The sequence below is a fragment of the Mycobacterium sp. RTGN4 genome (assembly GCF_033804635.1).
Classification (GTDB): Bacteria; Actinomycetota; Actinomycetes; order Mycobacteriales; family Mycobacteriaceae; genus Mycobacterium.
Genome location: NZ_JAPZLB010000004.1, coordinates 44,953 through 58,698, shown reverse-complemented (window position 1 = coordinate 58,698; position 13,746 = coordinate 44,953). Strand labels below are relative to the sequence as shown.

The window sequence follows — 13,746 nt, the reverse complement described above, 5'->3', positions numbered from 1 at the left end:
GGCGAACCTCTGTGGCCCAGGTCAACGTTCGGCAATCCGTCGAGCCCAGCCTTGAGCGATGTGGCCACCCGGGACTTGTCGTAGTCCTGCGCGACGCGTTAGCTAATTAGTCAGCGTTTGGCCCGTCAACGACAGCTCGCGATTCCGCCGCCGTCTCATCGCGCGAGTTAGCGTTCGATCTTCTGCCGTAAAGGAATTGGTGCGCGTCGAAGTCGGGGTCGTGGTCGTCGGACAGCAATCGCTGTTCCCACGCGATGATGGCCGCATTACCTGGCGACTCTTCGACGGCGTTAGCGGCCAACGCGACCGCCTCCTCATGGCGGCCAGCAGCTTCCAGTTGATCGGCGGCCTCCAGCTGTAGCAGCGCGTCGATGGTCGCCGGAAGTGGGTCTTCCTTCCCCGTGCGCCGCGCGGCGTGGCGGCTCGAGGCCAGTTCGGACCACTGGTCAGCAGTCCAAACCGGAATGCCTCGGTCGCAGAGAACGCCGACAGTGAAGGCCATTGGCGTAGGCAAGTCGAGGCAAGACCCGTACTTCTCGATGAACTCGGCTGCGATCGTGCTGCGGTCTTGCGGGCGCAGCGAGTCATGCCAGAGCACGTGCAGGGCCACCATCGTGGTCTTCGCGTCGCCGTCTGGTAGCCGTGGCACTGTGTGCTCGATCTTGTCGACGACGGCGGTGAGGTTAAAGCCGTCGTTGCTCTCGCCCGACCGCCACGACAACAGGGCCTCGACGGCACCGTTAAACCGCGCTGCGCTCCAGTCATCGAATGCTTCTGCGTTGCCGATCCAGTACTGGGGTGCAAGCTGCAACTGAACTTGTCCCGGCAACGCGCCCCAATAGTCCCAGGGTTCGGGCTGGGTCTTGGGGGCATCGGCAACGAAACGCATCACGACGTGACGGGTCAATCTCCACAAACCGGCCAGGGTGAGGATGCGGTCGAACTTGACTTCAAACGTCGTCTCCGCACCGTCGGCGAAAATCCAGGCTTCGGCGCCCAGGTCTTGCAGGACATGGCTTCGCCGGGAGCGGATGTCGTACGCGATACCCAACATTCGCTCAAGGTCGGCTGCCCGCGGCGGCCGTACTGCGTTGCCGGCCTCTGCCCGGTAGTAGGCGGGGGAGATTCGGGCGAGGGTGGACGCGACGAACCGTCGTTTGAGACCCGCCCGATCCGCCTCCAAGATTGCATTTCGCACTCGCGCGGCGTCGGCGGCGTCGAGGTCGCTCAGCGCGGAATCGATGATCTTACGTTTGGCTGAGTCGTAGCGATCCCATGTCGTCGGGCTGGTTAGGTGATCGTCGCCAAGTGATTCCAATGCCGCGACGATATCGGTGTAGGCGCCAGTCGGGTCACCGATGGCTCGTCGCGTCGCGTCCACAGTGGTGCGGATAACTCGCATGGAGCGCGCGAAATCCTCGCGTCCGAGCGCGACCAGATCGGTCATGAACGCTTGGACGGCGTCCCATTCGGTCGCGTGAACGACCTGCGCACCGTCGAACAATCCGGGAAACATACTGGCCGCGCTATGACGGCGACGAGCCGAGCCATCGGCTACGACCAGGCGATGAACTTGATCATCGTTGCGGCTGAACGTGCGATTCAGCACAAACGACGTCACATAGGCGACATCATCGATGAGTTCATCGCCGCCTGTCGCGACGAGCATTGAAGCGCTGCCATCAAATTTCTGCGCTTCGAGCCGATCCATCGCTTCGATCATCACCGTCGAGACGGCGGCGAACTCGGTTGAACCGGTAATGGTGCCGACTGGCAGGCCGACGGACGTGGGATCGAGCAGCCACGCATTGGTGTACACCGTGCGCCGGTGGGGGCGTTCCCGGATTTCTATATCGGGCCGAAAGTAGCGGCCAGCGGAAACCTGCAGCATCAGCTGGCCACGAAGTTGCAACGGCGTCTGCGGTCTTCTCTTGGCCATGTCAGCGGCCGCGGACCTGATGGCGGTCGTTGGAACGAACCAACAGCGATGCACAGGGCCGGGACATCACCGTTCGTGATCGCCGACCAATTCGGACCAGGAACTCGAGCCGCAGTTGCAGCCGAACAGCCGTCTGTAGGCAACGTAACTCGCCGAGGGATGGGGCGCCGGGGACACCCGCGACGTGAAGATCTCGGATCACACCTCATTCTCACGGAGCGATGGCCTTTAGGCACGAATCTAAGGAGGTGGCGCGCCGCGCCTGCCTGGGTTGAGCCACCCTCTGGACGACAATTGGCACCATGGCGAGCAAGACGGACACCGCATACCCGCCGCCCACAGCGGCAACAGTCCGTCAGCTCTATGGGTCGGCGTTTCGTTGTGCGCATCCGCAGTGCCAGCGGCCGCTATACAAGCTCAACAACGAGACGGGTAATCGGGTGTTGAACAGCCGGGTAGCCCACATCCACGCGCGGCGAGAGGGCGGGCCACGGTGGATCGACATGCTTCCGGAGGACAACCGGGCCAGTGCCAATCTGATCCTGTTGTGTATCGAGCATTCTTACGAGATCGATGAGACCCCGGACGGTTTCCCGGCGGAGATGCTTCGTGAATGGAAGGCGGCGCAGATCGCGGAGTACGACGATATCCAACGTAACTGGCTGATCAGCGACGAGGAGGTGACTGAGGTTCTCGTCGCGTCGGAGACGTTCGACGTTCTGCACGCGCCTGCAACAGTTGAGTTGGTGCGGCGGGTCGAGGCGCTACGGCTCGTCGCGGAGCGGACTCGCAGTGGCCCTCGATCGTGGTCACGCCGATGGCAGCAGCTGAACGAACAGACCAAGAGGTCCTTCACCGCGTGGGACGATAACGGTGACCCTGTGTACCTTGAACCCTCGGAATTTCAGGTTCGCCCGCTACAACAGGGCATTCATGAGGCTTTGAGTGCGGCACTCGATGAGGTGCGGCCATCGTCCGAGGCGGCGCGGATCGAACTCGCCGCGGTCCTCACGACGCGGCCTCAGGTGGCGCCCTGGTGCGAGGCACTAGATCGTGCGATCACTCGGGTGGTTGAGGAGGCTTCGGCCTGGACAACACGCGCCGACCCGGATGCGGACGGCGTATTCGACACCGCAGTGGCCGACCTTCAGCGGGCTGTTGACGACCTGGTTCGGGCCTCGCGTGGCGAACATGTCGATGTGCCCGAACCGCCAATGGTCGTCGGCGAGAAAGACATTGCGGACCCGTTCGCCGAACATCAACAGCTTCTCGAGGAAGCCCGGCCATTCGTCCGTGTCAGCCATCGCCCCTACGTCCCCGCGCTACGCGAGCGTGTTGCCGAGGCCACCGAGTACGCGGCGACCATTCCACCGACCGCGCATTTGCTCCCATACGGCCTGGACACGACAGCTCACCTTGCCGTTGCCGTGGCGGGTAATGCCAGCGAGGATGACCTGCTCGAGTTGGTCGAGCGTGACCGACAGCAGCTCCCGATCTGCGCCGCGACGGCGCTACTTCAAGCAGCAATTCCGCGCACCGGCGCGTCCGAGGAACAGAACGCCCACGCCGACGCCGCACGTGAACAGCTGCAGCGCCTGTGGTCTGAGACCGACTGGTCCAGCGCGGCGTCATGGGCGGGCAACGACATTAACGGTCAATCGATGATGTATGCCTTCGCTCGTGTGACCTCGGATGAGGAAGTGCGCGAACGCCTTGCTCACGCTCTGCAAACCGACCCTACGATGCTGGAGCCACTTGTCCTCTCCTGCGCAAGCTGGGTCGAACAACTCGACCGCAAAACCTACCGACCAGTCAGGTTTGAACGCGACTACGGCGAGATTCCTGCGTGGGTGCCCATCGAGGCCATCGGAGCGCTGGCATTGGATCCGCTCGGCTCCGACCACGGATATGACGATGAGCAAATCCTGGATGCGCTGCTGCAGAAGTTCGATCAGGCAAGCTAAGTCAGCGACGCCGCGAGGACTGCCCGTGTGAATGACTCGCGTAGCGTCCAGGTCGGGTGTGCGTTTCACCGATCCGCGGTCCCGCTACGGCGCGCTCGTGTCAGTCACCATGTTTTGCGGGTTGTTCCACAGGCGTTGCATCGCTACCAGGTCGTCAGGTTCCAGCGCTAGGTCGCCGAAGGCTGCGAAAACACTTGTGTCCCAGGGACGTACCCTATCGTGCCGCGGGGTCAGCAGGACTGCCACGGTCGTGGCATCGTCGCGTTTGTGGGGCTCCAGTTCGTTGGTCCATTCATGGTGGCGGAGCATGACCCACCGCTTGAATGCTTCCTTGTGGAGGTCGGTGAACTGGTTGCACACCGCATACGCCAGATGCAGGTACGCATTTCCGAGCAGGTAACGCCGAAAATCCCAGCGACTGCTGCCCGCCTGCATCTGTGGAGCTCGTCCCAGATGGGTTAGGAGCCGGCGGCCCATCGTTGCCCGCTCGGCAACCGGCAGGTTGTCGAGTAGATACAGCGCGTGGACACGCTGTGATTCGTCACGATCCCAAGAGCTTTCGGCGATATCTTCAAGCATCTGCCGGTACATCCGCGCCCCGTATTCGTCTGCCGCGCTTGCCGGTGCAACCGGCAGAATCGGGTGCGATGTATGAACTGCAGGGTTGCGCAGCGCGGTGGGGATTAGAGACCGTGTGAGATCCGGACCTGCCTGCTCGTCGGCAAGCGCCAGTTCGTAGTAATCGGCAACGTGCTCGCCGGGTTCTGTGTGGTGATCGGCGATTCGATGGAAGTAGTCGACAACCGCTGTGGTCGAGCGCAGCTGGTCGAACAGGAACTCCCACTCCTTTCTGAAGACAACGACATGCGGGATGGTGACTGCCTCTGTGTAGGCCGAAAGGTCCTCGGGAGGCGAGTCGTGGTCGATGATCACCACGCCGACCCACTCAATTTCGTTGCCGTCAAGGATAATTGATCGTCCGCGCAGGTTCGTGTGAGCAAGTGGTGACCGCTGAACCGTTCGGACGGACCCTGCCGCCTGGCGAGCGCCTTCCCTTGCTTTCTTGATGATCCATGATCGCTCGCGGTCGGCTTGGTCAGCAGCCGATGTTCTTGCTTTGACTTGTACTGCGAGGCCGCGGTTTCCGCAGACGATTGTGCCGTCGCCCACTTCGCGGGTGGCGTTGCCCCGTTGAACTGTTTCGGGTTGGAAAACAAAATCTGGGAGCCCCCACAGCGATGCTGAGTCTCTGGCCGCTTCCTCAGCAGCCGGGCCTCGGTCACGATCTGGGTCGAGGGGTACCGGCGCGGGAACGAGGCGTGCGTACACCCCGTCGAGGCGCTGGACCAGCATGATGACCTCATCGCCCGAGCGATATGTTGCGAGGCCCAGTTCGGAATTGCGCATTCCGGCTTCGATTTCGGGAGTCTCACTGAGGTCGATCCGCGTCCAGACCGGGTCGTCCTCGAGCGGGACGAACCGGAAGTAACCACCATGAAGAGCACTTCTCAAGCCGACCGAGCGCTCCAAGGCACGGATTAGTTCTTCAACAACGCACAGCAGTGCTCGTACCTGAACACTCATGTTGTCGTCTGGGTCATCGGGCCAGGGCTCAGCATTCAATATCGGATCAAATGCGATGTTGGGATTGGCCCGCACACCTTGGGTGCCCGCCGGGACACGAAACGTCGCGACGCGATGCCAGTCAACAAGCACTCCGTCGGGGAAGCCTTGCAATTCGGTCACCGTCGCCGGCAGGTCGACTTCGACCATCGGACTGGCAGAGTGCGCACTGAACGCAACCACTGGCCGACCGTCGCTTTGCAACAAGCCTTCAAGCCGCATGAGGCGTGTCACCACCGCTCGAAGCACTTGGCGCGGCTCGTCATCCACGCTGGCGCGGTAGTAAGGCTGAAACTGCTCGATGAGTTGGATTTGGTCGGGCCGCAGTCCTGACAACGCACCAGAATCGATTAGCTGAAGAAACTCGGCCGCGGTCGCAACGAATGGAAAGCGAGGGAGATGATCGCCGTCAGGCGACCGTAGTGGTCCGGAGACGCAGCGCTCAGCAGCCCGCAATGCCTCGCGGCCGCATAAGAGCAGCCGCTCGATGAACTCGCGCGCTGCACGCTCAAGCGGTTCGAGTCGATGCTCCTCGTATTCGTCAACGAGAACGTCGACCTGACCTGCGCCGTCGTCGTCAAGGTAGACCGAGCTTCTGAACAGCTCGGTGCCGACAAGCGCGTTCCACTCACTGGCCATCGTTTGAGCAACCTGTGCGGCGTCGTCGAGCATCGACCACGCTGCGCCGAATTCGTCGCTGCGAGGATCCTGCGGTTCTTCGGGTTCATCGACGGGCGCATCGATCGACGCCATCCGTAGCTCGCTGTCAACGAATTGGCGACCAAGGAACCGCCGGCGCAGGTATCGGAGGAGCCGCACACGTGACTTCTACCGCATGCTGCCGACAATGTTGACAGAGACACGTCGAGGTTTTGAAACTGGTGAACCGTCTAGCTTCGGTGGCACGAACGGCGAATCTGACGCACCGCGCCGCTGTCACGTGCCGAAGTTGGCCCGTCGTCTGCGGCGATCAATCGCTCAGCACCCCGGGCAACCTGCATCAGCGGTGTGTTGAAGCGACTCCTGACGCGCCAGCGGCCGACGAGGCATGACAAGACCAATTTCCCGCCGCCTTGATGAAGATGGAGCCCGCGGCGTTGGAGCGGCTGGAACAACGACTCCTGTGGGAGGCCGGGCTCACCAACACCCGAGTGACCGGGAAGTCCGGCGGCGGAATCGACGGGGTGGGCGTGCACCGGCTCTCCCTGGTGAGCTGAACTGTGTTCTTCCAATGCAAGCGGCATGTCGGCTCGGTCGGAGCCGGCGCGGTGCGCGACTTTCGCGGCGCGATGATGGGTCGCGGCGACAAGGGGCTTCTCATCACGACCGGCACCTTCACGGCTGAAGCAGCACGGGACGGTGCGCCACCACGCGACCTCATCGACGGCGCCCGCCTGTGCGAACTGCTCAAGGAGTTCGACATGGCAGTCACCACGCGCATCCGGCAGGTCGAAGATGTCGCGGTGGACACCGCCAGGTAGATCGCGGCCCTAGTATCGTTCCTCGGCGCGCATACGCTGCAGGAGTGTGCCCGCGTCGAGACCGTCACTGATCGCAATGGTGGGGCGAGGCGCCGGACCGCGCGCAGTCGCCGGTCGGACCCTGCCTGCACTGATCAACGCGTCGAGCGGGCCCGAGGAAGCCGGGATGATTCGGGCGATCACCTTTCCACGCTCAGTAATGGTGATTTCCTCGCCACGCTTGACGCGGGCCAACACCTTTGATGTCTCTTGGTTGAGCACTCGTGTAGATACATGACCCACATGGCCAAGGTAGCCGCCTGTACTTGGATTGGGCGCGATGAATCTTACGAGGGCAATCGTCAGGTCGAAGGCCCAAACGAAGCCTGCGCTGGTGACTCTGCCCAGCACGAATACCTGCTGCCGAGAGGGAAGAGCGCGTCAGCGTGCGTGATGAGTCACGCAGGGCTCACACGCGTCCTGACGTGGACAGCAAGTCTGCAATCTGGACCACCCAAGAACAGTGCCCAGATCGAGGTTAGCTGCACGCGTATCGAACCTTGATGGACACTCGGGTGCGTCCGGGTGGTGAATGTGTGAGTTGCCGTGCAGCGCAGCACTTCGGACCGAGTGCGGGTGACGGAGTTGTGCGGACGTCGGGCCCACCACCGTGATTCGTAGTCAACGAGGCCGCCGAGTGTCGGCCCGCGGTTTGGAAGCCGTTGCAGGGATGACTGCACGTCAACATCAGCGCCCCGCGGCCAGACCGCGTTTTGGTTGAACAAGTGACTTTCGGTCGCGGTGCGGGTGTCGACAGAGTGGTGTAAGAGCGAGTCGGCCCGTTGAGGCCACGGCATTTTGGAGGTTCCGATGAACAGCCCGCACCGCAATGAAAATGATCAGCACACTGTGACCGGATTGCACAAGCGGATCGAGTTCAGCATCGACGGCAAGACCTATGGCACGACGGTGCGCCGACAACCGGCAGCCGATCTGCTCCGGTTGGCCGGGTTGGATCCGGGCCGCTATGACCTGGGTCGGCTGCATGGCCACCGGGAGGGTCCGAACCGGTTCTGCGATGACGAGATCGTCGAGATCCATCCGGGCGATCGATTCGTTTCGATCCGGCAGCGCGCCGACGTTGCGTGATGTCTGATCCGGTGGATGTGTTCGTGGCCGACTTGCTGGCCCTGGGCGCCGCGCCGGAACGGCGCGGGCCGCTGATCGTCTACACGGTGGACGTCATCAGCGGCCCGCACTCGGGCGCGATGATGGGTACCGGCGTGGAGGTCGCTGAGCTGGTTGGGTGGCCGATCGCTCCGCCGCACTGGATTCATTTGCCGGCTGCGGTGGTGTTCGAGCACACCAACAGCCAGCCTTCGCCGGTTGACGGCTGGATCCGCCATTCGCGCCAGATCAACGACTGGGGCAGCGATCCGGATCCCGGCCAGGCGTGGGTGGCCCACGTGCGTGGCGTACTGGGGGACGCACGGTGAAGACTGCGCAACGGCGCGTGGCAGCGAGCACGATGACGCAGCGCACCTCGGTGGCTATGACAACCGTCACCGACGAGGCACTGCGCGGGCACCTTCTGCGCGACGACGGGCAAGAAGATCTCTGCCTGGCGACCTACCAGCCCTCTACCGGATTGCGGCGACGCACGGCGTTGCTGGGCCGTGTTCATCTGCCTGAGCCGGGCGACCGCGACGTACACGGCAACGCCAGCATCAGCGGCGATTACATGTGGCGGGTCGCAGCCCACGCCGCAGGGCGCGGCGAGGGGGTGGTGATGCTGCACAGTCATCCCGGCGCACGTGGCTGGCAGCACATGAGTGGGCCCGACCACGACGCGGAAAGCGCCTTCGCGAACCTGGTGCGCGAGATGACCGGGCTGTCGCTGGTCGGCATGACCCTCGCCGGGCGGGATGGGACGTGGTCGGCGCGGCATTGGGATCACGGGTTGGGCGGCGATGTGGCCTACACCGGATGCGAAAACGTGCGTGTCGTCGGTGAGCACCTTCGGGTGTTCTGGGATGACGCGCGGGCCCCGCCACCACGGTCGGCGCCTACGAACGTCCGATCGGTGACGAGCTGGGGTTCGCTGCGCCACGCCGATCTAGCGCGCCGTTCCGTGCTCGTCGTCGGTCTGGGCAGCGTCGGGCTCGACGTCGCGGTCCGGTTGGCGGCCACGGGACTGACCCGCATCGGATTGATGGACTTCGACACTGTTGAGGTGCATAATCTCGACCGGCTCATCGGTGCCACGGCCATCGACGCGTGGTTGCGCCGCAGCAAGATCGAACTGGCCCGCCGTCTGGTCACCGACAACGCGACCAGCCCCACGATCGCCGTCGACGCGTGGGACCTGAGCGTATGCGAGCCCGAGGGTCTGACGGTCGCGCTGGATTTCGACGAGATCATCTGCGCTGTGGACCGGCCTTGGCCTCGAGCGGTGCTCAATCTGCTCGCTTACGGCGATTACATCCCGGTCATCGATGGCGGCATCGCCATCGACACTTTCGACGACGGCACTGGGATGCGCAACGCCACGTGGCGATCCCATGTCCTGCGTCCAGGACGGCCGTGCATGGGGTGCAATGGACAACTCGATCTGGGAGCGGTGGCCGCCGACCGGTCCGGTGCTCTCGACGATCCCGCGTACATCACCGGGCGGGATGGCCACAGCGCGGGTCCGGAGCCTCAGTACACGTCAGCGAACGTCGCGGTGCTCTCCATCAGCGCCGCAGCATCGCTACTGGCCCAGTACGTCAGTCTCAACGTCGCGCCCGGCGGCCTCGGTGAGCCGGGGCCGCTGCAGTATCTGCTCAGCAGCCACACTCTGGAACACCTGGATGTCACTAGTCGCCCGGCGTGTCCGGTCGAAGCCGAATGCGGCCGCGGTGATACGGCCACTCGATTGACGGGCCCGCACCCGGCCGCCGACGCCGAACGTCGCCGACACGATGCCCGTCGTGTCGGTGTCGGTGTGCGTGCCTTGCGCGTAATCGATGACGCGCGATGCCGGCTGCGAACGCGACGAATTCGTCGTGCGCTGCGACGACTTCACAGCTGACCCGGTCCATGACTGCACTGCCGATGCTGGTGCAGGTCGTGTTCGTTGTCACTGGGATGGGGTGTACTGCGGCGTATACCGACCGCCGGGGAACATTTTCATCAGCCCCCCCCGGCGTGGTCGCTTTCGATTCCCGCGGAAGCGTCGACAGTAGGGCAGGACCATGAATGAACCCGCTGACGTCGGCCCGGCCGATGGCTATCAGAGCGGCCAGCAGCATCCGCTGTTGGCCGACTCGGTGCGGCTGCAGAAGATCACCCGCACCATGCACGTGGCGATCCAGCGCACCCTGTTCGGGCGGGCCTGCCAGGCCGGGGAGGAGCAACTGCTCATTGGCGGTGAGTCCGACCGAGACGTATTGCAGGAAGCACTGCTGGCGCTGCTGAATCAACGAGACGCTCCCAACTGGGAGGCGCTGAGTATGCAGTTCGCGCATGCGCGGGCGGTTGACGCGCTGCGGCGGGCAACTAAGGGCCGGCGTCGCCGCGACGCACCAGACGATGAGCCCGACCAGATCACCGTCACCGCATTCGACGAGGCGCTCGACGAGCACACCGGCACACCGGCCACCGCGTGGTGGCACAACCCCGAGCTCGCTTATGAACAACACGAACGGTTTGCGGCGCTGCGGCCGCTGATCGCGTCGCTACCCGAGCCCGCGCGCACCATCGTGGTGGACACAGTCATCAACGGACGCAGCCGCGCGGACATCGGCCGAGAACTGGACTTGACTGGTCAGCGGGTCGGACAGATTCTCACCCAGTCATTGCTGGCGCTGCATGAACGAGCCAGTCGCGACCCGAACCTCTCAGAGCACACCGTGGAACGGAAGCAACGATGAACACTGACGACACAGACCGCGAGTCCACATCGACGTCCTGCGGGGCCGACCAAGACCAGCCGGCGATGACTCCGGTCGAGGCCGCCGTTGTTGCCTATCTGGACTTCCTCGACGGTGTCGGACCGCGCCCGGCATTCGACGAGCTGGCCGACGATGATCGCGCGGACGCGGTCGCGGTGGTCAACACCGTGCTCGCGGGCCAGGGCAACGACGTGTCCAGATCGACTCCATCGTTTGAAGAACTGCTCGTGGGAACCGAGTTCGAAGCCGCGCTACGGACCGCACGAGCCTCCGCGGCCGCGGTGCACCACGACTCCGGCCCCGATACGACCGGTGCGCGGTCGGGGTTGGATCGTCAGCGCGCCCGCATGGAACGGATCGCCACCGCCCTGCGGGACGTCGACCGCCGCGTGATCATCCGCACCGAGCCCAATGACGTGGTGGGCTCGGTGGTGACGGCGTCCTATCTGGATCTGCGGGCGACGTTCTTTCCCATCGACGCCGAGGAACCGGTCATCACCACCGATGTGCGCGCTGATGTCCAAACGCTGTTCGCCGACGCCGACCTCGCTTATGTCGGCGTGGTCACCGACGGCTCCGCCGAACTGCTGACGCAGTTGCTGACACCCGGCGACCTCGAGGCCGCCGTGGTGGTGGCGCCGTCGGACAACCTGACCGTTCCATGGTTGCCGGTGCTGACGGCGCCGCAGGCGCTCCGGCGGATGCTGGAAGCGGCCGCACCGACTTGGGAGCCGTACCGCCTGGACATCGAACTGCACGAGCCGTTCGACCTCGCGGCGTTGGCCGCGCAGATCGCACGCAGCGTGCTGGAGGCAGAAACCAGTCGCGCCTACCGCGGCGACAAGAAGGACGCCTACCGGGCGCTGAGCGGGTCGGTTGAGACATTCGCCGGCCTGGTGCAGGAACTGAGCCGCATCGAGGTCGACGACGAAACCGCAGATGCAGCAGTGGACTCCATCGTGCGGGAGGCCGCATGATCCGTGAACTGCGCATCGAGGGCTGGCGTGCATTCGACCGACTCACCCTCACACTCGACGCCGGCGTCACCTTCGTCGTGGCCGAAAACGGCATCGGCAAGACCTCCCTGATCCAGGCTGCGGGATGGGGCCTGTACGGATCGTTGTCCGGTGTCGATGCCGCCGCGGCGCGCCGTTTCGGGCAGGATCAGCTCAGCGTCGAGGTGGACCTCGAGTTGCCCGACGGCCGCCTGGCCACCGTGCGACGTGCGCTGGGCGGTCGCACCGAGTCGCTGCGCGCTGCGGTCGGCGACACCGAGCTAGATGACGACGGGCTCGCGATTCTGATGGCCGATGCATTCGGGGCCTCACGCGAATTCCTTTCTCGTACGACCATGTTGCCTAGTTCCGCGGTGGCTGATCACTCGCTCGGGTTGGCTCAACTGCATCAGCACCTGTGCCACGTCTTCGGCGTCGACGATCTGCGAGCCGCCGCTGATGCTCTGGCGCGCACGCACGCCGCCGCGGCGGCCGACGCGAAGCGCTACCGCCAACAGGACCGGCGAACAGCGGCCGACCTCACGGCGTTGCGGGAACAGTTGACCGCTTTGGACGAAGCGCTGGTCGCAGTCGAACGGGGCCGTGCTCGTGCCGCGGAAGCGGCGAGCGCCGCTCGCGATGTCGTGGAGCGGCTGAAGGCGGTCCAGGCCGCCGGACAGCGGGACGATCGTGACCGGGTGGAGCTCGAGCAGATCCGTGCACGGATTCGCGCGCTGGCGATCTCCGGTAGCGAGCCCACGGGCGCGGCGCCGGCGGTCGCTCCAGACGCGGCCGCTGGCGGTCGCGGTGTGGGCCGGCTGGATGATCCGTTCGCGGCGACGCGCGCTGAACTGGATCGTGCGGAAGCCGAGGCGACGCAGCAACTCGACACGCACCGGGCCGAACTGGCCATGGTGAGCGCTCGAATGAGCGCTGCCCGTGCCGCCGCCGGTGAGCTACACGACGCCGGCGGCGAATGCCCGGTGTGTCGACGCCCGTTGAGTCCGGCGGACCTGGCGGCGGCCTCCACGGCGCACGAACAGTCGACGGCGACGCTGCTGCAACGTGACACCGAGCTCCGCGCCGCGGTGACCGCGCACACGGAACGGTTGCAGAACATTCGCGTGTTGATCGGCCAGGCCGCACGGCTGCGGGCGCCGACGCCGTTGCCGTTGCCGTCGACAGTGCCCTCGGATGGCGACATCGTTGCTGCGACTGAGGATCTCGAGCAGGCCCGCGTCGCTGAGGCGCGGTGGGTGGACCGGGCGGCCGAGGCGCGGGTGCGGCGCGATCTGATGGCGCAGCGCGTCAGTGACGAGGAGTCCACGGCCACGCTGCGGCGACGTTCGCAGCTGGCTCATCGGCGTGAGGCGGTCGCCAACATCGCCGCCCAGGTGATGTCGGGTACCGCCAATGCGGTGCTGACCGAACGCATTGACCCCCTGGTCACCGAAATCACGCACCGGTGGAAGCGGGTGTTCGTCAACCGCGGCGAGTTGCGGCTTCAGCACGATGGTCGGTTGGTGTTGCTTCGCGGCTCGCACCACATCGATTTCGACCAGTTCTCCAGCGGGGAGAAGGTCATCGCTCTGCTGGCGACGCGGCTGCTGGTGTTGGAGGCCTGCACGAAGGCTTCCTTCCTGTGGCTCGACGAACCGCTGGAGCACCTCGATCCGCGCAATCGGCGCTTGGCGGCGTCCTTGATGGCCACCGCCGGAGACCACACGCGTCAGCTGCTGGTCACGACCTATGAGGACCAGCTCGCCCGTAATCTCGCCCGCGACGGCGCCACCGAGCTGCGCTACGTGCGGTCCGCGTCGTGATGGATGG

At 64.6% G+C, this 13,746-nt stretch carries 10 protein-coding genes and 1 pseudogene; 8 read left to right on the top strand and 3 right to left on the bottom strand.

What is annotated here, in order from left to right; translation table 11 throughout:
• Positions 1-106 precede the first annotated feature (106 nt).
• Positions 107-1,891, bottom strand: a complete 1,785-nt coding sequence (locus SLQ30_RS10120) for a hypothetical protein (RefSeq protein ID WP_319446148.1) — start codon at positions 1,889-1,891, stop codon at positions 107-109.
• 350 nt (positions 1,892-2,241) lie between these two features.
• Between SLQ30_RS10120 and SLQ30_RS10115 the strand changes: the two genes are divergently transcribed.
• Positions 2,242-3,903 carry a hypothetical protein gene (locus SLQ30_RS10115; protein WP_319446147.1) on the top strand — a complete coding sequence of 554 codons (1,662 nt, stop codon included), beginning with the start codon at positions 2,242-2,244 and terminating at the stop codon, positions 3,901-3,903.
• 84 nt (positions 3,904-3,987) lie between these two features.
• Here the strand turns inward: SLQ30_RS10115 and SLQ30_RS10110 are convergent, their stop codons facing one another.
• Entirely contained in the window at positions 3,988-6,279 is a 2,292-nt protein-coding gene (locus SLQ30_RS10110) for a hypothetical protein (RefSeq protein WP_319446146.1), read from the bottom strand.
• Between the two features lie 320 nt (positions 6,280-6,599).
• Between SLQ30_RS10110 and SLQ30_RS10105 the strand changes: the two are divergent.
• Positions 6,600-7,007 (top strand): annotated as a pseudogene (locus SLQ30_RS10105) (restriction endonuclease); the annotation flags it as partial.
• A gap of 9 nt (positions 7,008-7,016) precedes the next feature.
• Here the strand turns inward: SLQ30_RS10105 and SLQ30_RS10100 are convergent.
• Positions 7,017-7,289 (bottom strand): type II toxin-antitoxin system prevent-host-death family antitoxin, encoded by a 273-nt coding sequence (locus SLQ30_RS10100; protein ID WP_319446145.1) that lies wholly within the window; start codon positions 7,287-7,289, stop codon positions 7,017-7,019.
• Positions 7,290-7,895: 606 nt separating this feature from the next.
• Between SLQ30_RS10100 and SLQ30_RS10095 the strand changes: the two genes are divergently transcribed.
• The 6 genes from SLQ30_RS10095 (at position 7,896) to SLQ30_RS10070 (ending at position 13,739) form a co-directional block, all read left to right on the top strand.
• Positions 7,896-8,135, top strand: coding sequence for a hypothetical protein (locus SLQ30_RS10095; protein ID WP_319458313.1), 240 nt, complete (start codon positions 7,896-7,898; stop codon positions 8,133-8,135).
• A complete protein-coding gene (locus SLQ30_RS10090; protein WP_319446143.1) occupies positions 8,135-8,482 on the top strand; it encodes a hypothetical protein in 348 nt (115 codons plus the stop codon). Before SLQ30_RS10095 ends, SLQ30_RS10090 begins: the two co-directional genes overlap by 1 nt.
• Positions 8,479-10,059, top strand: coding sequence for a ThiF family adenylyltransferase (locus tag SLQ30_RS10085; protein WP_319446142.1), 1,581 nt, complete (start codon positions 8,479-8,481; stop codon positions 10,057-10,059). The genes SLQ30_RS10090 and SLQ30_RS10085 overlap by 4 nt, the downstream gene beginning before the upstream one ends.
• A gap of 163 nt (positions 10,060-10,222) precedes the next feature.
• Positions 10,223-10,900 (top strand): sigma-70 family RNA polymerase sigma factor, encoded by a 678-nt coding sequence (locus tag SLQ30_RS10080; protein ID WP_319446141.1) that lies wholly within the window; start codon positions 10,223-10,225, stop codon positions 10,898-10,900.
• On the top strand, positions 10,897-11,898 hold the full coding sequence (locus SLQ30_RS10075) for a hypothetical protein (RefSeq protein ID WP_319446140.1): 1,002 nt from the start codon (positions 10,897-10,899) through the stop codon (positions 11,896-11,898). The genes SLQ30_RS10080 and SLQ30_RS10075 overlap by 4 nt, the downstream gene beginning before the upstream one ends.
• Positions 11,895-13,739: an AAA family ATPase gene (locus tag SLQ30_RS10070; RefSeq protein WP_319446139.1), complete on the top strand. Its 1,845-nt coding sequence runs from the start codon at positions 11,895-11,897 to the stop codon at positions 13,737-13,739. Before SLQ30_RS10075 ends, SLQ30_RS10070 begins: the two co-directional genes overlap by 4 nt.
• Positions 13,740-13,746 lie beyond the last annotated feature (7 nt).